We start from the raw sequence: 23,750 nt of genomic DNA on the forward strand, positions 1-23,750 counted from the left end.
CAGTTCATCAAACAGCAATAATAAATAAAAATTAGTTGGATTTCATCGAAATATTCTTTTAACAATTAAGGATAAAAGTATTATACTATTTTAATAACAGAAATATTATTCTGAATATTCGACAAAATACTGGAGGCTTTATTATGACAGAAATCACTATAGAATTAACTGACTGTCCAAAAGAAAAGCCAGCTGCGGATGAACTTGGCTTTGGACACTATTTTACGGATCACATGTTTATCATGGATTACACGGAAGGAAAGGGCTGGCATGATCCACGCATCGTTCCTTACCAAAAAATTTGTCTTGAGCCATCCTCAATGGTGTTCCACTATGGACAAACGGTTTTCGAAGGGTTGAAAGCATACCGGACACCGGACGGGGGAATCCAATTGTTCCGCCCGGATGCCAACTTCAGACGGTTGAACCATTCCAACGAACGGATGGTCATCCCGCCAATTGATGAAGAATTTGCGTTGGAAGCGTTGAAAAAATTGGTGGATATCGACCGGGATTGGGTACCGGATGCGCCGGGCACATCTTTATATATCCGTCCATTCATCATTGCAACGGAACCATTTCTGGGTGTACATCCTTCAAAAAACTATTTATTCATGATCATCATGTCTCCTAGTGGATCTTACTATAAAGAAGGCATCAATCCGGTAAAAATCCTGGTGGAAGAAAAATATGTGCGCGCCGTTGTGGGCGGTACCGGGGAAGCGAAAACCGGGGGCAACTATGCAAGTTCATTGATTGGACAACTCAATGCGGAAAAAGAAGGCTACGCCCAAACATTATGGTTGGACGGCATCGAAAAACGCTATATCGAAGAAGTCGGAAGCATGAACATCTTCTTCAAAATCAATGGTACGGTCATTACACCGGCATTGACAGGAAGCATCCTGCCTGGTATTACCCGGGATTCCATGATCAAATTGTTGAAATCCAAAAATATTCCGGTGGAAGAGCGCCGCATCACCATTGACGAAGTCATCGAAGCTGCCGAAAACGGAACACTCGAGGAAGTATTCGGAACTGGTACGGCAGCGGTTATTTCTCCGGTAGGGGAATTAAAATATTTGGACAAACGGATTGTGGTCAACGACGGAAAAATCGGAGAAGTATCCCAAATGCTATATGATACATTGACAGGCATCCAGTACGGAAAAATTGAAGATCCATTTGGATGGACTGTGCGCATCTAACCATAATTTGGAACACTGGACCCGCACCTCGGCATTACGGGGTGCGGGCTTTTTGGTTCCGGAGCTGAATGGCAACATTCGGAGGAGTGTGGAAAGGAGAGCGGCGGATGAAAGAATTGCCGATTTATCAAATCGATGCATTTACGGGAGAACCTTTCAAAGGAAATCCGGCGGCGGTCGTTGTGCTGGATGAATGGCTTCCGGATGAAATCATGCAGCAAATCGCGATGGAAAATAATTTATCCGAAACGGCCTTTGTTGTTCATCGGCAAAAAGGGGAATATGAATTGCGGTGGTTTACGCCGAAAACCGAAATCGATTTGTGCGGCCATGCGACCCTCGCCGCGGCCTTTGCGGTGTTCAACTATTTGGAACCGTCCGTTGCGGAAGTGCGTTTCCATACAAAAAGCGGATTGTTGACTGTCGTCAAAGAAGGCTCCCTGCTTGTGATGACATTTCCATCCCGGGAAGGGGAACCTTGCGAAATGCCGGAAGCCCTTGTGAAAGGCTTGGGGAAAAAGCCGAAAGAAGTGTATTTGGCGCGGGATTATCTTGCGGTGTTTGAAACGGAAGAAGAAATCAGGAATCTGGAAATCGATTTGGAGGAACTGAAGAAGCTGGATGCCTTCGGGGTGATTGCGACCGCGAAAGGAAATGGGGCCGACTTCGTTTCCCGGTTTTTTGCCCCCAAAGCCGGCATTGACGAAGACCCGGTGACGGGTTCCGCCCATTGCGCCCTTGTCCCTTATTGGAAAAAGATGCTGCGGAAAGAGGAGTTTGTGGCGCTGCAATTGTCGCCGCGGGGAGGGAAACTGTACTGCAAAGATTTGGGAATGGAAATTCAAATTGGCGGGGAAGCGGTTGTTTATATGGAAGGGAAGATTTATGTCTGAAAAATGGATGATGCGCGGCCAACCATCTGCAGCGGCTGCGCGTACCGCGGCCATAATGAAAAGAGGCGCTATGCCTCTTTTTTTGTGCGTGCTGCGGCCCGGCCTGCAAAGAAGGAACCCTTGCCGGATTTTCTTTTCATGTTCTCTTAATGATAAAAGTGCCGATTCCGACCGCCCAGAGGTAGGCGATGAAAAAGCCGAATAAATAAACAAGCGGAATGGATTCTTCCCCCGACAATCCCAAAATGATCACCGAGATGAATATAATGGCCAAAGAAATATGCGATGCATAGGCAATGAACCGGAACAGGTTCCGGGCGATCCGTTCATCCATGTCAGGCACATGATTCTTTTTCCGTTTGATGATGTGCATGGCGATGAACAGGATATAGATGAATGTAAAACCTATAAACGGCCCATTCAAAAACTCGCCATAAACAATCGAGCCGATGAACAACCCCAGAAGGCTCCCCAAATAACAGCATGAATAAATGAAGATTTTCCCCCAATTTTCAACAAGCTTTGCATGTGCTGAACGGTCATTTCTCCCCATCCTCATCATCCTCCTTCAATTCAAATACTTCCTCAATCGGCACATCGAAGTATTTCACGATTTTCAAGGCCAGCTCAAGGCTCGGATTATATTTGTTCTTTTCGATGGCATTAATTGTTTGGCGGGTAACCTGCAAGTCTTCCGCCATTTTCACCTGGGTGATTCCCTTCTTTTGCCGGATTTCCCGTATATGGTTGATGACTTTCACCGATCACTCCTCCAAACGGATGTAAAGAACTCTTTACATCTACAATAGCATATATGATCGCGGAGCGTAAAGATTTCTTTACATTTGGAGGGATATTTTCTTACAATAATCCGAAAATAAAATTATAATTGGGAAGTTTTCATTTGCTTGCGGAAAGGTATAAAGGATAATAAAGCTTTATGGCGACGGCCACCGTTTGTTGCGGAGGTCGGCAAGGAAAGCTGTCCGTGTATAAGAAAAGCTGCAACAAATTGGAATCAATGCATGAGGAAAGAGGGATGTAATGGTGCGTTCGGAAAAAACGCCGAGGATTTGCGAAAAAGGGCACAAGTTCTACAAGAGCAGCGATTGTGACAGCTGCCCCGTTTGCGAAGCGGAACGGAAACCTGCGGATGGCTTTCTGTCCAAATTTTCCGCACCGGCAAGAAGGGCGCTGGAAAGGGAAGGGATTTTTGGCGTCGAACAGCTTTCAAATTATACCGAAAAGGAGATCCTTTCCCTTCACGGCATAGGGAAATCGGCGCTGTCGAAAATGAAAGAGGCGCTGGAAGAGGCGGGATTAAAGTTCAAAAATGATTGATGCCCGCGGCGCAACTTTTTGATATGTCGGATGAAAACTTTCGACGTGTTGCGCATAAACCCGTTATTATTTTTCTAATATAATTGATATCCCTTTTTGTTCCAAAAAATTAAATATCAAAAATATTAAGTTAATTGGATAAATAAAAAAATGTTTATTTTGATAAAAAAATTTGATACGATGGTAGGGACAGGGCAAATGTCAGAAAAATGACACTTGTGCTATTTTATGAAAAATTTAATAAAGTTGATGGGAGGAAAGTTATGAAGAAGAAGTTTTGGTTACTGTTGGCAGCTCTGTTGACGCTCACTTTGGTGCTGGCTGCATGCGGTGGCGGCAACAAGGATGAAGGAAAAAAATCTTCAGGCAAAAAAGAAATTAATCTTGTTATTCCTTCCGAACCGCCTTCACTGCATCCGGGATTGGCGACGGATACGACTTCCAGCGCAATTCTCGACAACGTTTTTGAAGGCTTGATGACCCGCAAAGACGGAGAAATCGTGAACGCATTGGCTGAAGACTATACAATCAGCGATGACCAGTTGACGTACACATTCAAACTGCGGGATGCCAAATGGTCAAACGGGGATCCTGTAACGGCCCATGATTTTGAATATGCATGGAAATGGGTATTGAATCCTGAAAACGCTTCCGAATACGCTTCCATCCTTTACCCGATCAAAAACGCGGAAGCCTACAACAAAGGGGAAGCGAAAGCCGATGATGTCGGCGTCAAAGCGGAAGACGACAAAACTTTGGTTGTCACATTGGATCAGCCGACGCCTTATTTCTTGGAATTGACTGCGTTTAAAACATACTATCCGGTCAATAAAAACGTGGCCGAGAAAAATCCAAAATGGTACACGGAAGCCGGCGAAGATTATGTAACGAACGGTCCGTTCCTGTTGGATTCCTGGAACCACAACAAAGACATCACATTAAAGAAAAATCCGGATTACTGGGATGCTGACAACGTTGCCCTTGAAAAAGTGAACATCACAATGGTTGAATCCGAACAAACGGCTACGACAATGTTTGATAACGGCGAAATTGATTTCTTGGGTTCTCCATTCCAAACAGTTTCATTGGATGCAATCGACCAATACAAAAAAGAGGGCATTTTAAATATCGAAGACTATGCGGCCATCTACTGGTACAAGTTCAATACAACGGATGAAATCCTGAAAAACAAAAATATCCGTAAAGCGTTGGCGCTTGCAATCGACCGTCAAGGTTTGATCGACAACGTAACAAAAGGCGAACAGAAACCTGCATTGGGCATGGTGCCTGCTGCGATCAAAGGTTTTGAGAAAGATCGCGGCTACTTCAAAGACAATGATGTGGAAGAAGCGAAAAAAGCCCTTGAACAAGGCATGAAAGAGCTCGGAATCAGCAAACCGGAAGATATCAATATCAAAATTTCATTTAATACGAGTGAAGCCCACTCCGCAATCGCCCAATTCATCCAGGAAAACTGGCGCAAAAACTTGGGCATCAATGCGACGCTTGACAACTCCGAATGGCAGGTTTATTTGGACAAACTGTCAAATTTGGATTACCAAGTCGGACGTTTGGGCTGGATCGCGGACTACAACGATGCTTACTCATTCCTGGAGCAATTTGATTCTGCGGATAACGGAAACAACGATACAGGCTGGGAAAATCCGGAATATACAAAATTATTAAGAGAAGCAAACAAACAAACAGATGAAGAAAAACGTCTGGAGTTATTGAAACAAGCAGAAGCGATCATCATGGAAGAATTCCCGGTTGCTCCAATCTACTATTACACTAGCCTTTATGTTGCAAAAGACCATGTGAAAAACATGAAGCCGGACAATTTGGGCAACATTTATTTGAAATATGTTGAAGTTGAATAATTCTGTTTAAACAGGTATAAAGGCTGCTGGGATCGAGATGGATCGCAAGCAGCCTTTCGCTATTTCCGGGATTGTACGGAATTTTCCGATAAAGGAGGGAACGGTTTGTGCTGAAGTACATCATCAAAAGAATCATCCATATTTTGATTGCGTTGTTTTTGATTGTTACGGCAACCTTTTTCCTGATGAAGGCGGCGCCCGGCAATCCGTTTGCCAATGAGAGGGATTTCCCGCCTGAAATCGAAGCCAATTTGAATGCCAAATATGGATTGGATAATCCATGGTACATCCAATACAAGGATTATTTGATCAATACGCTGAAATTTGATTTTGGGGAGTCGATGAAGTACAAAGAACGGTCCACAAACGATATTATTGCGGAAGGGTTTCCTGTTTCGTTGGCCCTTGGACTTGAAGCGATGCTGATTGCCGTCGGGCTGGGTGTATTGTTTGGCATCATCGCGGCGCTTTATCATAACCGATTTCCGGATTATATTGCAACGACCATCGCCGTTTTGGGGATTTCGGTTCCTTCGTTCGTATTGGCCGGATTGATGCAATACTTTATTTCCTTAAAATTGGGGTTATTTCCGGTGGCCGGTTGGAACGGCTTCAAGTACACGGTCTTGCCGGCTTTGGCGATCGCCCTGACGCATGCCGGATATATTGCCAAATTGGTCCGTTCCAGCATGCTGGAAGAAAACCATAGCGAATATGTCAAATTGGCCCGCGCCAAAGGCCTCGGCAAATGGACCATCGTCTTTAAGCATACGCTGCGCAACGCGTTGATGCCTGTGATTACATATCTGGGACCTTTGACGGCCGGCGTTGTGACAGGCAGCTTTATCATCGAACAAATTTTTGCGATTCCCGGTCTGGGAAGACATTTCGTCCAAAGCATCACAAACCGGGATTATACCGTCATCATGGGAACGACCGTATTCTATGCGATCATTCTGATGTTCGCGGTTTTGATTGTAGATATTTTATATACTATCATCGACCCGCGCATTAAGCTGAAAGGGGGAGGAAGAAAATAATGGAGAAACGGCATGACACGTACGGCGAATTGACTCCGGAAATGTTCAGGGTGGTCGGCCCGCGGCTTGCGGAAAGCGATCAGATGCCGAAAAAGACCGTATCCTTCTGGAAAGAAGTGTGGTACCGGTTCAGACAAAACAAATTGGCGGTTTCGGGCGTTTTCATCCTGGCCATCATTGCATTGCTTGCAATATTCGTACCGGAGTTTTCCCAATATAGTTATCGGGATCAATTGGGCGTTTACAATGAAGCGCCTTCCAAAGAACACTGGTTCGGCACGGATGATTTGGGACGGGACGTTTTCGTCCGGGTATGGTATGGCGCGCGCATTTCATTGTTTATCGGAATCACGGCAGCCATCATCGATCTGATCATTGGCGTGTTGTGGGGAAGCATTTCAGGCCTGTTCGGGGGACGCGTCGATGACATCATGATGCGCATCGTGGATATTTTGTCCGCAATCCCTTACCTTTTGGTGGTCATCATTCTGCTTGTCGTGATGGAACAAGGGCTCCTTCCGATGATCATCGCGTTGTCGATCACGGGTTGGGTGAACATGGCGCGGATTGTCCGGGGGGAAGTGTTATCGATTAAGAACCGCGAATTCGTGCTGGCCGCCAGAACGCTTGGGGCAAGCAACTGGCATTTGATTGTCCGCCACATCATCCCGAATGCATTGGGCGCGATTCTCGTCACGATGACCTTGACGATTCCGACAGCCATCTTTACGGAAGCCTTCTTAAGCTTCTTGGGCTTGGGCGTCAATCAGCCGATCGCCAGCTGGGGAACGATGGCTTCGGAAGGAATGGGCGGTTTGAGGGTTGCGCCTTGGCGCTTGTTCTTCCCTGCATTTTTCATTTCCTTGACGATTTTTGCCTTCAATGCGGTCGGCGACGGTTTGCGCGATGCACTTGATCCAAAACTGCGCAAGTAGAAAGGGGCGGAAACATGAAGAAACCATTGCTGGAAGTGAAGAATTTAAAAATCAACTTCAAAACATACGCGGGACTTGTCCAGGCGGTAAGAGGAGTCGATTTTACATTATACGAAGGCGAAACGTTGGCGATCGTCGGCGAATCCGGTTCGGGGAAAAGCGTGACGAGCAACGCCATTATGAAATTGATTCCGGAGCCGCCGGGAATCTATGCGGATGGACAAATTTTATTCGAAGGAAAAGATTTGATACCGCTTTCGGATAAAGAAATGTCCAAAATCCGGGGAAACGACATTGCGATGATCTTCCAGGATCCGATGACGGCTTTGAACCCTACCATCCGTGTCGGAAAACAGATTATGGAAGTCATTTTAAGGCATAAAAGTGTGCCGAAACATGAGGCGAAGGAAAGGGCGATTGAGCTGCTCCGCCAAGTGGGCATTCCGATGCCGGAAAAGCGGTTCAACCAATATCCCCATGAATTTAGCGGCGGGATGCGCCAACGGGTGGTCATCGCCATTGCCCTTGCGGCCGATCCGAAACTATTGATTGCCGATGAACCGACAACAGCCCTTGACGTGACAATCCAGGCGCAGATATTGGAATTGTTGAAGGAGATCCAAAAGAAACGCAATACATCCATCATTTTCATTACCCATGATTTGGGGGTTGTGGCGAATATGGCGGATCGGGTGGCGGTGATGTATGCCGGCCAAATCGTCGAATACGGAACGGTCGACGACATTTTCTACAATCCGAAACACCCGTATACATGGGGATTGCTCGGTTCCATGCCGGATTTGAACAACAAAAGCGATGAAAAATTGTATGCGATTCCGGGTTCTCCGCCAAATTTGTTGCATCCGCCGAAAGGGGACGCCTTCGCGCCCCGGAACCAATATGCATTGGCCATCGATTTCGAATTGGAGCCGCCGATGTTTAAGGTGTCCGAAACCCATTATGCGAAGACATGGCTATTGCACGAAAATGCGCCGAAAATTGACATACCGGAACCGATCGTAAGAAGGATGGAAAGATATAAGAAGGAGGCTGGACTGAATGAATAAGAACCATAAAATCCTGGAAGTCAAAAACTTGACCCAATATTTCGGCCCTCCTTCGAACCCGATCAAAGCGGTTGACGGAATCAGTTTTCACATTTATGAAGGGGAAACGCTGGGGCTTGTCGGCGAGTCGGGCTGCGGCAAGTCGACGACGGGGCGCTCCATCATCGGCCTTTATAATATCACCGATGGAGAAGTGATTTTTAAAGGCCAAAATGTCCATCAAATCAAATCGAAAAAAGAGAAAAAGCGGTTAAAGCGCGAAATGCAGATGATTTTCCAGGATCCATATGCTTCACTGAATCCCCGCATGACAGCAGGGGAAATCATCGGCGAAGGGTTTGATATCCACGGCCTTTATAAAAATAAACAGGAACGCCAGGAAAAAATCATTTCTTTGTTGGAAGCGGTCGGGTTGAACCGTGAACATATGATGCGCTATCCCCATGAATTTTCCGGCGGTCAGCGGCAACGGATCGGCATTGCGCGGGCTTTGAGTCTGGACCCGAGCTTCATAATCGCCGACGAACCGATTTCAGCCTTGGACGTCTCGATTCAGGCGCAGGTCGTCAATTTGTTAAAGGAACTCCAGGAAGAACGGAATTTGACATACTTGTTTATCGCCCATGATTTATCCATGGTGAAATATATCAGCGACCGGATTGCCGTGATGTACCGGGGAAAAATTGTGGAGCTTGGGGAAGCTGAAGAAATTTATCATCATCCAATCCATCCGTATACAAAATCGTTATTGTCGGCTGTTCCGCTTCCGGATCCGATTTTGGAACGGAGACGGAAAAGAATACCTTACGTCCATGAAGAAACGCCGGATACCGCCGCAATGCATGAACCGGTGCCGGGCCATTTCGTATACGGCACGGAGGAACAAGTAAGAAAATGGGTGCAGCAGGCGCAACGGTAGGATGTTCTTTGTCCGTATGAAAAATTGAATCACCGATTTGTCGGCTTGGGGGATGAAATTGTTCCCTCAAGCTTTTTTTATGAATTTTTTGCCTCTATTTTGATTTTGATGTAACTTTTTCCTTTCCCGTACGTGGATATAGTGAAAGGAGGGCGTGAGAGTGAAGCGATGAAACTGGAAGAAATCTATGCTTTGTATGTTCAGGACGTCTATCGCTATATTTTTTCCCTTTGCAGAAACAAGGAGCTGACGCAAGATATCGTGCAAGAAACGTTTTATCGCGCCTTCCTCTATCTTGAAAGCTACAACGATGAAAAAATCAAGCCTTGGCTTTTTAAAGTGGCTTACCATACTTTCATCGATCTGATCCGGAAAGAGAAAAAATTGGCGTATGTGGAAGACATGGAGACCTTGAATAAAAAAGTGTCCGAAGCGGCGGAAGATACGGCCATGAACCGGCATCGCATCAAGGAATGGCTGGCGCTGATCGAAGGGCTGCCGCTCCATAAGAAAAATCTCATTCTTTTGAGGGATTACTACCAATTTTCCTGCGAGGAAATTGCCGATATGCTCGGCATGTCCATCCCGAATGTGAAAGTGTCGCTTTTCAGAATCAGGAAGGAGCTGCGGGCAAAAATGAAAGGAAGTGAAAAGGATGAAGTGTGAAGAAACGAGAAAAAAACTGGATGCGTATCTCCATGGAACATGCACGCCCGAAGAAGAGCGCGCCATCGAAGAGCATTTGCACACTTGCGGGGAATGCGGACGGTACATGGAGGAACATCTTAAACGGCAGGCATCCCCGGATGCGGATCCGGCCATTCCGGAACTTTCCCGGGAAGAACAGCGCAAAATTGTCTGCAAGGCGAAATGGAAAAACCGGTTTGCCACTTCCATCGTGGTTTTCAATATTTTCATCATCATCAGCCTTATTTCGATGATGGCGACAGGGATTATTTATGCTTTCATCGGTACCGATGCAAACCGGGTGATCCAGACCGCCGTGCAAATGACGATGCCCAATGTCTACAGCGATGCCGGAGGAACAAATATAAAAGTGTTTTTTAATGCGGATTTGGAAGGAAGCCTTCAGAAAAGGGTGGGCAGCGAAGAACGATATGTCGGGAAATACCATGGAAAAATGATATTGAACCACTTGAATTTTTCTAGGGAATGGGTGGATGGCCGATATGACTTGGACCTCTATTTCCTTCATCCGCAAGTGTTCGCGTCACAGCAGGAAGAAGAAAAGGAGTCTTATCGTAGAGGGGCGAATGAAACCTGGGAAGCGTTAAAAATGTTGCCGGAGGGAACCGTTTCGGAGTTGGCGGTCAGCCTGGATGATGTCTATTCCTTTGATGAGATGTATCAGATTTTGAAAGATTATGATGTGGAAATTGTTTGGTATGCCGTTGATACGGGAACCGAGGAGGAAAGAGATTCCCATCTTTTAAGCATGGGAGAAACCTTGTGGGGGATTCATGAATATGCGTTGCACAGCCTCGTTGAGGAGGACGTTTACCAGGAAAAAGGAGACGGACATATACGCGAAAAAGCTTTTAAGAACGGCTTGGCCTTATTGGCGGAACATGAACGGTGGGCGGAAAAAGTGATCTGGAATTATGATGAAACCTCTATAAAAGATATACAAAAATATGTGGATGAACATGGAGTGAAATGCTACGGGGCCGTGTTGACGGGGCCTACAAAGGAATTGTTGAAACTCGCCGGCAACGAACATGTTATTTATGCGGCTTTGGGGGAAGTGGATTTTTGGAACTGGTACAACAAAGATGCCGGCGGAGCGCTTTATCATTAAACATGCCCATCATGGATTTGAATTCTCCCGCAAACAATAAACACAGGAGGGAGAATATGAAAAAAGCGGTTTTTTTGGACCGGGACGGCGTCATTAATGAAATGCTGACCGGCCGGGTGAAATTTGTCAACAAACCGGAAGACTTTTATTTGTTGCCGGGTGTGCCGGAAGCGATCCGCAAGCTGAACGGGCATTTTGATTATATTTTTGTGGTGACGAACCAAGGCGGCGTAGGACTTGGTTTTTTGAAAGAATCCGAGCTTCGAAAGATTCATGGGCACATGATGAAGGAATTGAAAAAGCGCGGGGCCATCATCCATGATGTCGCCTATTGCCCCCATAGACCGAAAGCCGGATGCGCCTGCCGCAAGCCGGGTTCCAAAATGATCGAAGATTTGGCCAAAAAGTACAATGTCGACCTGTCCCAATCCTATATGGTGGGGGATACGGATACGGACATCCAGGCAGGGAAAAGGGCGGGGACAAAGACGGTGTTCATCGGCGAAGAGGAATCTTCGGCCGATGCCGTGTTTCCCGATCTGTTCAGCGCAGCGGACTGGATGATCGAAGATGCCCAAATGCATTAAATTTTCCTTTCTGCTGGAAACATGGTATAAAGGGTAAAGATGCAAAGCGGAAATCCCTGTTGGAACGATTGGATTCGCAATGGTCCGATCCGCCGCCGGGAATAAACCGGCCGCTCGTCTGCAATAATAAAATGAAAAAAGGAAGATCCGAATGAAATCTCGTCCTGGATGGAATTTTGACAACAGCTATGCAAAACTGCCGCCCATCTTTTATACAAAGCAAAAACCCGAGCCCGTCGCTTCCCCGAAGCTCGTCATGTTCAATGAATCGCTTGCGGAAGAATTGAATCTGCATCCCGGTGCCCTTCAATCGGAAAAAGGAGCCGCGATATTTGCCGGAAATGATGTCCCGGAAGGGGCGGAGCCGATCGCCCAGGCCTACGCCGGCCACCAGTTCGGCCATTTCACGATGCTGGGGGACGGGCGGGCCATCCTTTTGGGGGAACATGTGGCCCCCGGCAACCGCCGGGTGGATATCCAACTGAAAGGCGCGGGGCGGACGCCTTACTCCCGTGGCGGCGACGGGCGGGCTGCCCTTGGGCCGATGCTCCGGGAATATATCATCAGCGAAGCGATGCATGCCCTCGGGATTCCGACGACCAGAAGCCTGGCCGTTGCGGCGACGGGAGAGAGAGTCATCCGCGAGCGGGTTTTGCCCGGTGCGGTGCTGACGCGGGTCGCCTCAAGCCATATCCGGGTCGGAACCTTTGAATTCGCGAGACAATTCGGGTCAAAAGAAGATTTGCGGGCCCTTTGCGATTACACAATTGGACGGCATTTTCCCCATCTTCTGAATGCGAAGAATCCGCCCCTTGCATTGTTGGAGGAGGTCATCCGGAAACAGGCATCCCTCATTGCCAAATGGCAGCTGGCCGGCTTTGTCCACGGGGTGATGAATACCGACAATATGGCCATAAGCGGCGAGACGATCGATTACGGTCCTTGCGCCTTTATGGACCGCTACAATCCGGAAACGGTCTTCAGTTCGATTGATGTTTACGGCCGCTATGCTTATGGAAACCAGCCGAAAATAGGCGGATGGAACCTGGCGCGGTTTGCCGAAGCGCTCCTACCGATCATTGATGAAAACAAGGAAAAAGCGGTCCGCCTTGCCCAGGAGGCGCTGGCGGAATATCCCGAAATTTATGTATCTTTCTATCTTGGCGGAATGCGCAAAAAATTGGGGCTTTTCGATGAAAAAGAAGAAGACGGAGCTCTCATACAGGAGCTGCTGCAATTGATGCAAGAGCATAAACAGGATTATACCAATACCTTCAGGGCGTTGACGTTGCAAAAATTTGAGGAGCCTTTCTTTCAAACGGCCGAATTCCGGGAGTGGCATCTACGGTACCTGGCGCGGATCAAATATCAGCATCCGGCGGAAACGGAAGAATTGATGAAGCGGCATAATCCTGCGGTCATTCCGCGCAATCACCGGGTGGAAGAAGCCCTGGAAGCGGCGGTGGAGCGGGGGGATCTTTCCTTGATGAAAAAGTTGTTGGCGGTTTTATCCGATCCTTATGCATATTCGGCGGAACAGGAGGAATACTGTACATTGCCAGAACATCCGGATGAACCGTATATTACGTATTGCGGTACGTAAAATTAGGAAGCAAACGGAGGAATCCATATGGAAAAAATCGAAGTTGGCGAAGTGTTTACAATCGGTGACGGCGAGCAGGAAGAAGAAGTGGAAGTGGTCGCGTCCATGACGGTGGACGGGCAGGATTATGTGGCGGTGGCGTTCACCGAAGATTTGCGCGATGATATTGAAGAGGATATCGAAGTATTTTTCCTGAAAGTCGATGAAGACGGAGATTTTGATGTAATCGAGTCCGACGAAGAATACGATAAAGTGGTGGAAGCCTTCGATGAAATATTGGAGGAAGAAGAGTGAAGCCTATGGGGAGCCTGGGAGCTCCCTTTATTTTGGTTTGGACGGGTTTTCGGGAAACGGATCCCCATCACAAGGCAGGTTCCTTTTTTGAAAATGGTGGTTATGGTAGTCTAACATTAGTAGACCTTGGATGAAGGGGATTTGAATCGTGCAACAAATTTTATCAATGGTGGTCGTACTTGCCGTCAGTCTGCTGGGCGTTTCGGTTTTTACAATATTCCATTTGCCGGTGCCTTGGCTTTTGGGGCCGATTTTTTTTGTTCTGATCAGCCAGTTTTTTATTAAAAAGATTCCCCTTTATTGGCCGCCCGTTTGCCGAAATCTCGGATTGATCATCGTCGGCATCGCCATTGGGCAAAGTTTTGATTTTGATGTTTTTTCGGGTATGGATTGGCTCATTGGAATCATGCTATTGGTAAATGTGATGGTATTGCTGTTCAGCGCAATTTTGGCGTTTGGACTTGTGAAAATGGGGAAATTATCTTTAAAAACCGCCCTGACCTGCACGGTTCCCGGAGGACTTTCGCAGATTGTCGCCTTTGCGGAGGAAGAAAAAGATATTGATTTGGCGGTGGTTACATACTTCCATGTCATTCGTGTGATTGCGATTGTCATCGGAATTCCCCTCTTATTGCACGTCCATGTGGCGGAAAGCGGGGAAGCATCCGCTTTCTCTTTTTCCTCAATGGGGGAATTGATTCTTCTTTTGGCTGCCGCGGCGGGTTCGGTGTGGGTAGGGAAGAAGCTGAAAATTCCGGTCCCTTACTTTTTGTCGCCCGTGCTGTTTGTCATTGGCCTTCAATTGTTTTCCGCAGGCACACCGGAAGTTCCCGGCATCCTGCTTCATTTCGCCCAATTGATGATCGGGGCCTACATTGGCCGATTATTGACTCCTGAAATGCTCGTATTGGGGAAAAGAGTGGTATTATGGGGGATTGCCACTACAGTGATGTTGCTCTTGTTCACTTTTGGGCAAGGATGGATGCTGATGAAGATGATGGGCTATGCTTTGACGACCAGCATTTTGAGCACGGCGGCAGGAGGGCTGGATCAGATGAGCCTGCTCGCAAGCGCCATCGGGGCGGATGTGACGGTCGTGACCATTTTCCAGATGTTCCGGATTTTGTTTATTTTCCTTGTGGTTTTGCCGTTGTTGAAAGCGGCTTGCCATTATATTGACAGGAAGAACGAAGGAAAAGTTTGAAGAATCTCAAAAATTGCTTTCCGCAAGTTTTATTTATACTATATATAGGAGAATTCTCATGGCTTTTCCAACCTACGGATTCGACAAACGACAAACCCGATTGTTGAAAGAGATGAAAAAATGGTATGATATATATTAGTTTAACATCGAAAATAACGGTTGTTTTTGATAAGGGGAATATGACATAAAATGAAGAACAAGAAACTGGAATCGTGGAAAAAAGCTGTGAAAACGGGAATTATCAAGTCGAATTTAATTCCGATGTTTGCCGCTTTAATGCTAGCCCTTTATACGTATCATTTAAGTTTTGTAGAAAATATCCCGAACATGATTTTTGCCCTTGTCGGAACGGCCTGTGTGATTGGTGCGGCCGGTCTTTTCAATAATATTTATGACCGCGATATCGACGCAAAGATGTCCCGCACCAAGTTGAGGCCCACAGTGACAGGGGAAATCGATGTTCGTACTTCGATTGTGGTGGGCGTTGTTTTATTGGTTGCCGGCCTTGCCATATTGGCGTTGACGACATGGACCGCCGCGCTGCTCGGATTTCTTGGCGTTTTTTTCTATGTGGTGCCATATACGATGTGGACGAAACGGAGAACCATCTGGAATACGGAGGTCGGCAGCATTTCCGGCGCGATGCCTCCATTGATCGGATGGGCGGCCGTCGCTCCCGATATTTGGCATCCGGCCTGCTGGGCGCTCTTCATCATTATGATCATTTGGCAGATGCCCCATTTCTATGCTTTGGCCATCCGCAAGAAGGAGGATTATGCGGCGGCCAAAATCCCGATGCTTCCGGTGGTCAAAGGAGTCAAACGGACGTATATCCAAACCAACGTATATTTGATTTTGTTGATGCTGACCAGCTTTCTGTTCGTGCCTTTGAGCTGGGGGTTGACGCTTTCTTCCCTGACCCTTGGCGGCATTTGGCTGTGGATCAGCCTGGTCGGTTACCGCCAGATGGACGGCAATAAGTGGGCGAATCAAATGTTTGGCTACTCCCTCATCTATATGACGGCCGTATTCGCGACGGTCATCATCTATGCAGGAGTAGGCATCATGTTCCGTTGATCGGGAAAGAGAAAACCGAAAGCCTTATTCCGCTTTCGGTTTTCTTTTTGCCATGATGGCCCATTTCCGATTTGGACAGGATAAATGGTGGAAATTTATCAATATGTTGTAAAAAATGATAAAATATTAATAAAATATCACCGAATTGTGAACAGGTTTTTGATAAAAATGTGACACATGCTTCGCAAAAATACACAAGGGATGGCGAGGATGCTATAGTAGATTATGCAATGCAGAGAAAACTGTTGTGTATAAAAAATCGCTCTTTTAGTAACGGAAGATTCGCTCAATGAACCACAAAAGCGGATTCACAGATACATAAACGCCTCCCCTAGGATTGGTGCTTGGCACTTTGAAGGTGCCAGGCACTTTTTTTAGCAGTTTTCGTTCGAAAGATAGACAATCTGGTTTTTTCCTTGCCGTTTGGCCATATATAGCGCGTGGTCGGCGACTTTGAGAAGCTGGGTGAATTTTTTTGCATAAGGAAGGCTGTTGGTGCAAACCGCCCCGATGCTGACGGTCAGATGGATGTCATGGGACGCATGGTTGATTTGGATTGAAGTAATTTCATTGTAGAGCTGTTTCGCTTTATCCATGATGGAGTGGGGAGGGCAATTTCTGAAGAGGACGATAAATTCATCTCCTCCGTATCGTCCGACAAGAATATTTTCTTTATCTTCATACGCCACTTTTAAGCAAGCTTGCGCCACCTGTTTAATCACTTCGTCGCCCAATAAATGGCCATAGGTATCATTGATGTGTTTGAATGAATCGATATCGATAATGACAAAGCAGATGTGCTGACCTTCCTTTTTCGCTTCTATCAGCCATTTGTTGCAGGTTGTTTCCAAAAAATAGCGATTGTAGACTCCTGTCAGACTGTCCACATTTGCACGCTTTTCAATCGCCTTGATGCTTTGATGCACATCGAATTCCCTCATCTTGTAGGAGAGGCGGATCGAAAATAGCTTTTCCGCCATTTGGATATATTCCTTCAATGCCTCGTAAGCCTTCTTGTAGTCGCCCCGGGATTCATGGATTTCCGCAATTTCTTTCAAAATCGATTTTAATTTGATCTGGTTTTTAAAATCGGAATAAATTTTGAAAGAATCGTTTAAGAATTGCAATGCTTGATCGTGCTCGCCCTTGGAACGATGGAAAGAAGCTTTGACATGGAGAAAATGAGCTTTTTCATGAGGAAAATGATTGATATACTGGTTCAATGCAAGATGATCGATGATTTCCTCAGCTTTTGTCAATTCGTTCATGCCGATGTGGCACGATGCAATCGTCAAATAAATATGGCATTGCAGCAGGATTTCGCTGGGACAATGTTCTGCGCATATGTGCAGGGCTTTGGATGCATAGTCCAGAGCCTCTCCATATTTCCCTTCCTGCAATAAATAGTTGCTGTAAGTGTTGTAGCTGGTGCCGGCTTCACTGTACATTTCCAATTCTTCGGCGATCTGGATGCATTGCCGCATCGCTTCTTTCGCTTCTTCATAATTTTCTTCGTATTCATATATGAGCGCACTCAGGCGGTATAAATGATACTTGTCCCGGTCATCCCCGAATTCATTGCACAATAATTTATATTCAAGGATATGCTGAAAAGCCGTTTCAATGTCGCCCAAAAAATAATAGCAGCTTGAAAGATGTATGTGCGCGTTCATCATGGCTTTTTGGTCTTCGGTTTCTTTGGCCATTTCCAGCAATTCTTTTGCCGTGTCGATCGCTTTTGTGTATTTGCCGGCGGAAAAGAGGGTGTTCGTGAGATTTTCCAGCCTGGTTAAATGATGCCATTGGGTTTTCATTTGTTACCACCTCTCTTTGAAGGGGGAAGAAATGCTGTGCATTTCTTCCCCAATCCATATTATAAACTTCAAAGGAGTTACTAAATGTATACATTATTTGAAAAAATAAAGGTATTTTATAATTTTTTATTATATATGAAAAACAGTAAAAAATCCTTATACTGCCGGAATGTATTGATATGATGCGTTTCGTTTTTTTTAGAAAATGATAGGTCATTTTACCTGTTTGTCCAGTGATAATTTGGATACTTCGAATAAATAATCACAAAGGACGCGCAAGCCTTTATCGAAGTTTTCCAAATGGAAGTGTTCATTGGGCGCATGGAAGTTTTCCGTAGTCAGGCCGAAGCCCATGAGCACCACCGGAACTTTTAACATTTGGTCAAAGGCAGCGACAATCGGGATGGACCCTCCGCCGCGGGTGAATGCGGTAGGAGTCCGGTACACTTTTTCATAGGATTTGCTTGCCGTTTGAATTAATGGATGATCAAAAGGAGTCAGGTAAGGGGCTCCGCTGTCAAATTCGATCACTGTGACCGTTACGCCCTTCGGAGTGTGTTTTTCGATATGTTTGCGGAGAAGGGCGACAATTTTGTCAGGCTCCTGATCCGGTACAAGGCGGCAAGTGATTTTTGCCCCCGCTTTTCCAGGCAGGACCGTCTTGATGCCTTCGCCGGAGAATCCCCCGAAAATGCCGTTGATTTCCAATGTCGGACGCGCCCAGGTTCTTTCAAGGAAAGAGTAGCCCGGTTCTCCAAACAATTCATCCACGCCCAGTTCCTTTTTCAATGCTTCTTCGTCAAATTCCAGTTCCGCAAAGGCTTTGCGCTCCTCATCCGTAAGCGGTTTGACGTCATCGTAGAAGCCTTCCACCAGAATGTTCCCTTCCGAATCCCTGAAAGAGGCGAGGATTTCCACCAGCGCATGGACCGCGTTTTGCACTCCGCCGCCGTATAGACCTGAATGCAGATCGCTGTTAGCGCCTTGCACATCAATCTGGATTCCCGCAAGTCCCCGGAGTCCGTAGCAGATGGCCGGTTTTCCTGGCCCATGCATGCTCGTATCGGTGATCAATATAAAATCGGCCGACAATTTTTCTTTATTTTTTTCAATATAGGAAGGAAGATGTGGGCTTCCGATTTCCTCTTCCCCTTCATAGAGGAACTTCACATTGACAGGCAAGCTGCCAAGAACGTCAAAAAGGGCTTCGACGGCTTTTAATTGCATGAAGACTTGTCCCTTGTCATCGGACGCGCCGCGGGCATACAATTTATTTTCCCGTATTTCAGGTTTGAAAGGTTCGGATTCCCATAATTCCAGCGGATCCACCGGCTGCACATCGTAATGCCCGTAGAATAGCACAGTCGGCTTTCCTTCCGCATGAAGCCATTCGCCGTATACGACCGGATGGCCCCCGGTCGGATCGATGGACACATTTTCGATGTTCAATTGCTCCAGCTGACGTTTCAGCCAGTGGGCGGCCCGTTCGATATCCCGCTTGTGTTCGGAAAGGGAGCTGATGCTAGGGATGGATAAAAACTCGAACAGTTCCTGCAAATGCTTTTCGCGATTTTTTTTGAAATACTCGTCAAAACGCTCTAGTTCCATGTAAATCCTCCGATTCTCGTTAAATTTGCTAAAAATTAGTATACCACAGAAATCAAAAGACCAACCGATTATCGAAAAATTCAGATAAAATCATGAACATTATACAAAGATAACAGAAATCTTACATGAATGTAATGTAATTGAAAGCTAATCATATAGAGTGTAATACAAATTTTTGGGAAAATGGAGTCAGAAGAAAGGAAGTTCTGATGACGGAGGAATTAAACGATGAGCAATATTTGCGAAGTTTACGATGAGTTTAATCGATACATATATCATTTATGTTTGAAACTGACACGCAACCCTCTGGAAGCGGAGGATTTGATGCAGGAAGTCTGGGTAAAAGTGGTACGCAATAAAGAGCAGATGGAACACGTCGATCATGTCAAAGCATGGCTCACGACCATCACGATGAACACGTTCCGGGACCGGTACAGAAAAAGCGTCCGCAGAAGCAAATATGTATTAAGCCAACCTGAAACATTGGACGTTCCGATTTTGGACTTGGTTCCCAACAACGAAGTATCCACCGAGGAACAGATTGAAAAAGTGGTCGTGACAAAAATTGTGCAGGAAAAGATCAAGCAGTTGGACGTCATTTATCAAAAAACGCTATGGTATTTTTATGTAGAACAATATTCGTTGGCGGAGATTTCAAAATTGATGAAGGTGTCCATCGGCACGGTGAAATCCCGGTTGTTCCGAGCGAAGGCGAGATTGAAAGAAATTTTGTTGTCCGATTATAAATTGGAAGATGTGGTCGTGCCGGTGTAGCGGATTGTCCATGGGGCGGATGTTCAATGGAAATGGGGAAACAGGTATAGAAGCTTGTGGCCAGTGGCCGCAAGTTTTTTTATTAAAGATGGCAAATGCAAGCTGCTTGTCCATGGCAACTTGCATCTAACTAACTTTTACACATATGGTTGAACCCCTTTCTTATTTTTGGGAAGAACCTTCCAAACATTTCTCGAAAATTTTGTGCAATGTCCGGATTTCTTCATTTGTCAACATGCCGAACATGGATTGCACCAAAGCCATGACTTGTGTTTTGGATTCTTCCAATACCCTTCTTCCTTCCTGGGTAATGGCAATTTGGGAGACGCGCCGATCTTTTGAGCTTTGGGTTTTTTTGATGTAGCCGCCTTTCAGCAGTTTGGATGTTAATACTGTTACACCGCCCGTCGTAATTTTTAGCCGCTCCGCAATGACAGAAGGGCGTTTTGGACCTTCTTTTGCGAGCAAGTCCAATAGGAGAATATGTGTTTTCGAAAAACCTAGGTCATTGATTTGATTCCATTCGTTGGACCATTTGCGTTCCAGTGATGCCACCACTTCAAAGAGGGCAGAAATGGTATCATATCTTTGGTTATCCATTATTTTCATCTCCACTTTCATAAAATTGAGCAGGGGATTAGCTTGCGTTTTCTTCGGCATGTCTGATTAATTCGTTCAGTTCATATTCGCGGACTTTGCGAGGAATAAATCGACGGATGTCCATTTCGTTGTAACCGACCTGGATTCGTTTTTCATCGATGATGATTGGGCTGCGAAGCATGCGGGGATGTTCACGGATCAATTCATAAAGTTCCTGGATGGAAAGTTGATCGATGTCCACATCCAAATTTTTGAAGTCGTTTGAGTTTGTCGCGATAATTTCGTCGGTTCCGTTTTCCGTCATTCGCAAAATGTTTTTAAATTCGGATAATGTCAATGGTTGGGATGTAATGCGTTTTTCCACAAAAGGAATGTTGTGCTCTTTCAGCCATTTAATCGCTTTTCGGGATGAAGAGCAGCTGGATTGTGTGTAGATGGTAACTGTCATAGATACCGCCTCCTACTAAATTGGGTTTGAATGATAATTTTTTGTTATTTTTGATAACCAGCATTAATATCTTACAACTAAGATATTTAAAAGTCAATTTTAAATGAAAGTGGATGAACATAATGCATAACCATTTTTCTATTAATTAGTACGTTTTGATTGGGCGAAAGTTTCACTTTTTAATAGAAAATTTGATAGAATTTATTTTTTATTTGGTTAAGTTTCCAGGGCGCCCCATTTTATTTTTTCGTCGAAAGGGGGAGGGGGAGGATTCTTTCCTGCAAAGGAAAAGGACGCCGGAGAAGGTTGTTTCCGCCAGGGATATTTTTAGCTTTTCCAATTTTCCGGGGGATTAAAACCGCTCTTTTGCTAAAATTTCATCAAAAAAATAAATTGCCCGCGGTATTACAGTTCCGCGAGCAGACTGTTGAGCTCCGCAAGCCTTTTTTCCATGCGGGCAAGCCGTTCTTCCGCCTCCATGACAGAGTCGATATGGCCGGTATTTTCAAGCTTTTCGATATCGCCTTGCAAATTGATGTAGTCCATTTTGATTTCCATAATCTGCTGCTCAATCTCGCGTTTTGTCACATGCATTACTCCCATCTTTCCTTGGTCATCAAACTAATTCAATATTCTATCATAAATATGCTTGTTTTTCATACATCCAAGATGAAAATAGTAGATTCCGATGTTTAAAACGAGACGATATTATGGCGTTCATAGGCGAAATCCAAAAGCAGGGATTTGAGCGTTTCGTTGTTTTCATGGATTTCCAATTGAATTTGCTTACGGACGGCCCTTTCCCGTCTTGCTTCGTGCAGCAATAGTTCCATCACCGCGTTTTGGATATTGGATTGCTTCATTTTCCGACCCAATCCCAGGTTGATGAATCCGTTGTTTTCGCGGGGGAAGATATTGTTCAATTCCCGCTCGTTTTGGGCGCTGACGATGCATGGAATGCCTACGGCGGCCACCTTGTATGGAGTGTAGTTGGCATTGCAAATGACAATGTCCGCTTCCGGCAACAGTTTTTCGAGCGGTTTGTCGTCTTTGAATATTTTTGTATTTCTTCGGCTTAACGCCATCAATTGGAGATCGCTGACGGAATGCGGGTATTCACGGTCGATGGCTATTGTCACTTTTAGCGGGATTTGCAGGTGGGTCAAGTGTCTCAGTGTGCGGTATGTCAAGTTGTTGGGGTCTCCATCTTCATATGCTACAACAATATGTGGCGGATCGGATAATTCGTTGGAAACTCTCGATTCGGCAATGGATTTCAGTGTATCGCCAATAGCGAAGGCAAAGCTTCCTGCCAGAATATTTTGGGCCGTTGTTTCCCTCATTTCATCTAGGATGGCAAGAATATTGCCGTCCGCAAGTTCCGCGCCTTCGCCAAAATCATCGAAATGTACGAGCGTCTTGCAGAAAGGCCGTATCGTTTCCACATACTCGATTGTCGTATCTTTCCCGTCTTGTACAATTAAATCCGGCTGCAATTCTTTCAAATGGTTTATTAATTCATCGATATGGATATAAATTATTGGAGAAAGTTGTGCATCTGTAAAGATTTCCAGCGCCTCATCGGACGGTTTTTTCAGGAAAACGGTAACCTCTTCTTCTTTTAGCAGTTTTGCGAGAATGCTGGCTCTTTCAAATGGGTAATAGCCTTTCATGGCACTGTATTCCACAATAAAGGCGATTTTCTTTTTTGGTTTCTTACTCAATTCATTCTGCATACAATCCCATCCTTTCCCAATCATTATTAAGAATATGGCGGAATCTTCAAAAGTATGTGTGAAATCGGAGAAAAAGATTTTTAGTTTTCCAGAGTCCCGGAGCGGAAAATCGCAATGTTTTTCAGACAAAAGACTGAACTTTTTCGTTTGCATAACCGTTCCCTGTCGAAAGATTGGAGCATTTGCTACAATAAACAAATGGATGATCATTACTATATGGAGGACTTGCAACATGAAAATTCTGCTCGTAGATGGTACAGTTTTTGGGACAAAAACGGGTGCGCTATTGAGACAAGTGGAAAAATATATAAAGGAATTTGATTCCAGTTTGGAATTGGAAATATTGTACTTTTCAAAATTAAAACATCAAATCCTGGATGGCAGTCCGCTGAATGATGATATGAAGATGATGATTCAAAAATTTGAAGAGGCGGACGGTTATATCTTTGCAACGCCGATTTACCAGGCGTCCATACCGGGCGTATTGAAAAATGCGCTCGATATGTTGCCGCCGAAAGCATTGCGCTATAAGCCCGCCGCAATAGTGGCAAACGGCGGCACATTCCAGCACCATTTGGTGGTGGAAAATCAATTCCGGCCGATTTTGGATTATTTCCGCTGCCTGGTAACGCCCAACTATGTATATACCCATACATCCCATTTCAATGAAAATGATGAAATCATCGACCAGGACATTCATGACCGGCTGCGTGAACTGGCCCGCGTATTCGTTCAATACTGCAAATTGAGCCAGACTCTGGCGAAAGAACCGATCGACAACCATTAATATGGAAAAAAGATTTTTCCTTCCTTATGCAATCGGGGAATAAAAGCCTTTGAATCTTGGAATGCAAGATTCAAAGGCTTTTTTATTTTTTGGAGCGGGAACAACCGGAATTGCCG

25 protein-coding genes are annotated in these 23,750 nt (G+C 45.5%); 17 read left to right on the top strand and 8 right to left on the bottom strand.

Annotation, left to right across the window (positions count from 1 at the left end):
- The first annotated feature begins 143 nt into the window (after window positions 1-143).
- Together NST62_RS00915 and NST62_RS00920 are read left to right on the top strand one after the other, a co-directional pair.
- Entirely contained in the window at window positions 144-1,208 is a 1,065-nt protein-coding gene (locus NST62_RS00915; protein ID WP_342463035.1) for a branched-chain amino acid aminotransferase, read from the top strand.
- Between the two features lie 107 nt (window positions 1,209-1,315).
- Window positions 1,316-2,101, top strand: a complete 786-nt coding sequence (locus NST62_RS00920) for a PhzF family phenazine biosynthesis protein (protein WP_342463036.1) — start codon at window positions 1,316-1,318, stop codon at window positions 2,099-2,101.
- Window positions 2,102-2,237: 136 nt separating this feature from the next.
- Here NST62_RS00920 and NST62_RS00925 read toward each other — a convergent pair whose 3' ends face one another.
- Window positions 2,238-2,654: a hypothetical protein gene (locus tag NST62_RS00925; RefSeq protein ID WP_342463037.1), complete on the bottom strand. Its 417-nt coding sequence runs from the start codon at window positions 2,652-2,654 to the stop codon at window positions 2,238-2,240.
- Window positions 2,641-2,862, bottom strand: a complete 222-nt coding sequence (locus tag NST62_RS00930) for a helix-turn-helix transcriptional regulator (RefSeq protein WP_342463038.1) — start codon at window positions 2,860-2,862, stop codon at window positions 2,641-2,643. Before NST62_RS00930 ends, NST62_RS00925 begins: the two co-directional genes overlap by 14 nt.
- A gap of 286 nt (window positions 2,863-3,148) precedes the next feature.
- Here NST62_RS00930 and NST62_RS00935 point away from each other — a divergent pair, with 286 nt between their 5' ends.
- The 13 genes from NST62_RS00935 to cyoE all read left to right on the top strand — a co-directional run bounded on the left by NST62_RS00935 (window position 3,149) and on the right by cyoE (window position 15,867).
- Entirely contained in the window at window positions 3,149-3,442 is a 294-nt protein-coding gene (locus tag NST62_RS00935) for an RNA polymerase alpha subunit C-terminal domain-containing protein (RefSeq protein ID WP_141601267.1), read from the top strand.
- A gap of 263 nt (window positions 3,443-3,705) precedes the next feature.
- Window positions 3,706-5,322, top strand: a complete 1,617-nt coding sequence (locus NST62_RS00940; RefSeq protein WP_141601198.1) for a peptide ABC transporter substrate-binding protein — start codon at window positions 3,706-3,708, stop codon at window positions 5,320-5,322.
- A gap of 107 nt (window positions 5,323-5,429) precedes the next feature.
- Entirely contained in the window at window positions 5,430-6,362 is a 933-nt protein-coding gene (locus tag NST62_RS00945) for an ABC transporter permease (RefSeq protein WP_328216047.1), read from the top strand.
- On the top strand, window positions 6,362-7,297 hold the full coding sequence (locus tag NST62_RS00950) for an ABC transporter permease (protein WP_141601200.1): 936 nt from the start codon (window positions 6,362-6,364) through the stop codon (window positions 7,295-7,297). The genes NST62_RS00945 and NST62_RS00950 overlap by 1 nt, the downstream gene beginning before the upstream one ends.
- Window positions 7,298-7,311: 14 nt before the next feature.
- Window positions 7,312-8,364: an ABC transporter ATP-binding protein gene (locus NST62_RS00955; RefSeq protein WP_141601201.1), complete on the top strand. Its 1,053-nt coding sequence runs from the start codon at window positions 7,312-7,314 to the stop codon at window positions 8,362-8,364.
- The gene (locus NST62_RS00960; RefSeq protein ID WP_141601202.1) at window positions 8,357-9,283 is read left to right on the top strand and encodes an ATP-binding cassette domain-containing protein; all 927 of its coding nucleotides are present in this window, start codon (window positions 8,357-8,359) and stop codon (window positions 9,281-9,283) included. Before NST62_RS00955 ends, NST62_RS00960 begins: the two co-directional genes overlap by 8 nt.
- A gap of 141 nt (window positions 9,284-9,424) precedes the next feature.
- Window positions 9,425-9,949 (top strand): sigma-70 family RNA polymerase sigma factor, encoded by a 525-nt coding sequence (locus NST62_RS00965; RefSeq protein WP_141601203.1) that lies wholly within the window; start codon window positions 9,425-9,427, stop codon window positions 9,947-9,949.
- Window positions 9,939-11,102 (top strand): anti sigma factor C-terminal domain-containing protein, encoded by a 1,164-nt coding sequence (locus NST62_RS00970; protein WP_342463039.1) that lies wholly within the window; start codon window positions 9,939-9,941, stop codon window positions 11,100-11,102. The genes NST62_RS00965 and NST62_RS00970 overlap by 11 nt, the downstream gene beginning before the upstream one ends.
- 56 nt (window positions 11,103-11,158) lie before the next feature.
- The gene (locus NST62_RS00975) at window positions 11,159-11,689 is read left to right on the top strand and encodes an HAD family hydrolase (protein WP_342463040.1); all 531 of its coding nucleotides are present in this window, start codon (window positions 11,159-11,161) and stop codon (window positions 11,687-11,689) included.
- 151 nt (window positions 11,690-11,840) lie between these two features.
- Window positions 11,841-13,292, top strand: coding sequence for a YdiU family protein (locus tag NST62_RS00980; RefSeq protein WP_328216044.1), 1,452 nt, complete (start codon window positions 11,841-11,843; stop codon window positions 13,290-13,292).
- Window positions 13,293-13,319: 27 nt separating this feature from the next.
- Window positions 13,320-13,586: a DUF1292 domain-containing protein gene (locus NST62_RS00985; protein ID WP_141601207.1), complete on the top strand. Its 267-nt coding sequence runs from the start codon at window positions 13,320-13,322 to the stop codon at window positions 13,584-13,586.
- Window positions 13,587-13,734: 148 nt separating this feature from the next.
- Entirely contained in the window at window positions 13,735-14,790 is a 1,056-nt protein-coding gene (locus NST62_RS00990) for an AbrB family transcriptional regulator (protein ID WP_141601208.1), read from the top strand.
- Window positions 14,791-14,979: 189 nt separating this feature from the next.
- A complete protein-coding gene (cyoE, locus tag NST62_RS00995; RefSeq protein WP_141601209.1) occupies window positions 14,980-15,867 on the top strand; it encodes a heme o synthase in 888 nt (295 codons plus the stop codon).
- Between the two features lie 374 nt (window positions 15,868-16,241).
- On the opposite strand, the gene NST62_RS01000 is transcribed toward cyoE, so the two are convergent.
- Entirely contained in the window at window positions 16,242-17,681 is a 1,440-nt protein-coding gene (locus NST62_RS01000; RefSeq protein WP_342463041.1) for a diguanylate cyclase, read from the bottom strand.
- A gap of 213 nt (window positions 17,682-17,894) precedes the next feature.
- The gene (locus NST62_RS01005; protein ID WP_141601211.1) at window positions 17,895-19,289 is read right to left on the bottom strand and encodes a dipeptidase; all 1,395 of its coding nucleotides are present in this window, start codon (window positions 19,287-19,289) and stop codon (window positions 17,895-17,897) included.
- A gap of 228 nt (window positions 19,290-19,517) precedes the next feature.
- Here NST62_RS01005 and NST62_RS01010 point away from each other — a divergent pair, with 228 nt between their 5' ends.
- On the top strand, window positions 19,518-20,063 hold the full coding sequence (locus tag NST62_RS01010) for an RNA polymerase sigma factor (protein ID WP_141601212.1): 546 nt from the start codon (window positions 19,518-19,520) through the stop codon (window positions 20,061-20,063).
- A 162-nt stretch (window positions 20,064-20,225) separates the two neighbouring features.
- On the opposite strand, the gene NST62_RS01015 is transcribed toward NST62_RS01010, so the two are convergent.
- From NST62_RS01015 to NST62_RS01030, 4 genes are all read right to left on the bottom strand, one after another.
- Window positions 20,226-20,663: a MarR family transcriptional regulator gene (locus NST62_RS01015; protein ID WP_141601213.1), complete on the bottom strand. Its 438-nt coding sequence runs from the start codon at window positions 20,661-20,663 to the stop codon at window positions 20,226-20,228.
- A 37-nt stretch (window positions 20,664-20,700) separates the two neighbouring features.
- Window positions 20,701-21,111: a transcriptional regulator Spx gene (gene spx, locus NST62_RS01020; RefSeq protein ID WP_141601214.1), complete on the bottom strand. Its 411-nt coding sequence runs from the start codon at window positions 21,109-21,111 to the stop codon at window positions 20,701-20,703.
- Window positions 21,112-21,516: 405 nt separating this feature from the next.
- On the bottom strand, window positions 21,517-21,705 hold the full coding sequence (locus tag NST62_RS01025) for an SE1832 family protein (protein WP_141601215.1): 189 nt from the start codon (window positions 21,703-21,705) through the stop codon (window positions 21,517-21,519).
- Window positions 21,706-21,803: 98 nt separating this feature from the next.
- Window positions 21,804-22,847 (bottom strand): CMP-N-acetylneuraminic acid synthetase, encoded by a 1,044-nt coding sequence (locus NST62_RS01030; protein ID WP_141601216.1) that lies wholly within the window; start codon window positions 22,845-22,847, stop codon window positions 21,804-21,806.
- A gap of 232 nt (window positions 22,848-23,079) precedes the next feature.
- Here NST62_RS01030 and NST62_RS01035 point away from each other — a divergent pair, with 232 nt between their 5' ends.
- Entirely contained in the window at window positions 23,080-23,634 is a 555-nt protein-coding gene (locus NST62_RS01035) for an NADPH-dependent FMN reductase (protein ID WP_141601217.1), read from the top strand.
- The last annotated feature ends 116 nt before the right edge of the window (window positions 23,635-23,750 follow it).

The sequence above is a fragment of the Ureibacillus sp. FSL K6-8385 genome, from assembly GCF_038593155.1.
GTDB classification, from domain to species: domain Bacteria; phylum Bacillota; class Bacilli; order Bacillales_A; family Planococcaceae; genus Ureibacillus; species Ureibacillus terrenus.

Bases quoted from the DNA above. Each gene is read 5' to 3' on its own strand.
- NST62_RS00955 (WP_141601201.1), top strand. From the start codon at position 7,312: ATGAAGAAACCATTGCTGGAAGTGAAGAATTTAAAAATCAACTTCAAA.
- cyoE (WP_141601209.1), top strand. From the start codon at position 14,980: ATGAAGAACAAGAAACTGGAATCGTGGAAAAAAGCTGTGAAAACGGGA.
- NST62_RS00940 (WP_141601198.1), top strand. From the start codon at position 3,706: ATGAAGAAGAAGTTTTGGTTACTGTTGGCAGCTCTGTTGACGCTCACT.
- NST62_RS00970 (WP_342463039.1), top strand. From the start codon at position 9,939: ATGAAGTGTGAAGAAACGAGAAAAAAACTGGATGCGTATCTCCATGGA.
- NST62_RS00975 (WP_342463040.1), top strand. From the start codon at position 11,159: ATGAAAAAAGCGGTTTTTTTGGACCGGGACGGCGTCATTAATGAAATG.
- NST62_RS00920 (WP_342463036.1), top strand. From the start codon at position 1,316: ATGAAAGAATTGCCGATTTATCAAATCGATGCATTTACGGGAGAACCT.
- NST62_RS01015 (WP_141601213.1), bottom strand. From the start codon at position 20,663: ATGGATAACCAAAGATATGATACCATTTCTGCCCTCTTTGAAGTGGTG.
- NST62_RS01010 (WP_141601212.1), top strand. From the start codon at position 19,518: ATGAGCAATATTTGCGAAGTTTACGATGAGTTTAATCGATACATATAT.
- NST62_RS00950 (WP_141601200.1), top strand. From the start codon at position 6,362: ATGGAGAAACGGCATGACACGTACGGCGAATTGACTCCGGAAATGTTC.
- NST62_RS00925 (WP_342463037.1), bottom strand. From the start codon at position 2,654: ATGGGGAGAAATGACCGTTCAGCACATGCAAAGCTTGTTGAAAATTGG.
- NST62_RS00985 (WP_141601207.1), top strand. From the start codon at position 13,320: ATGGAAAAAATCGAAGTTGGCGAAGTGTTTACAATCGGTGACGGCGAG.
- NST62_RS01005 (WP_141601211.1), bottom strand. From the start codon at position 19,289: ATGGAACTAGAGCGTTTTGACGAGTATTTCAAAAAAAATCGCGAAAAG.
- NST62_RS00980 (WP_328216044.1), top strand. From the start codon at position 11,841: ATGAAATCTCGTCCTGGATGGAATTTTGACAACAGCTATGCAAAACTG.
- NST62_RS01000 (WP_342463041.1), bottom strand. From the start codon at position 17,681: ATGAAAACCCAATGGCATCATTTAACCAGGCTGGAAAATCTCACGAAC.
- NST62_RS01025 (WP_141601215.1), bottom strand. From the start codon at position 21,705: ATGCATGTGACAAAACGCGAGATTGAGCAGCAGATTATGGAAATCAAA.
- NST62_RS00960 (WP_141601202.1), top strand. From the start codon at position 8,357: ATGAATAAGAACCATAAAATCCTGGAAGTCAAAAACTTGACCCAATAT.
- NST62_RS00915 (WP_342463035.1), top strand. From the start codon at position 144: ATGACAGAAATCACTATAGAATTAACTGACTGTCCAAAAGAAAAGCCA.
- NST62_RS01035 (WP_141601217.1), top strand. From the start codon at position 23,080: ATGAAAATTCTGCTCGTAGATGGTACAGTTTTTGGGACAAAAACGGGT.
- NST62_RS01030 (WP_141601216.1), bottom strand. From the start codon at position 22,847: ATGCAGAATGAATTGAGTAAGAAACCAAAAAAGAAAATCGCCTTTATT.
- spx (WP_141601214.1), bottom strand. From the start codon at position 21,111: ATGACAGTTACCATCTACACACAATCCAGCTGCTCTTCATCCCGAAAA.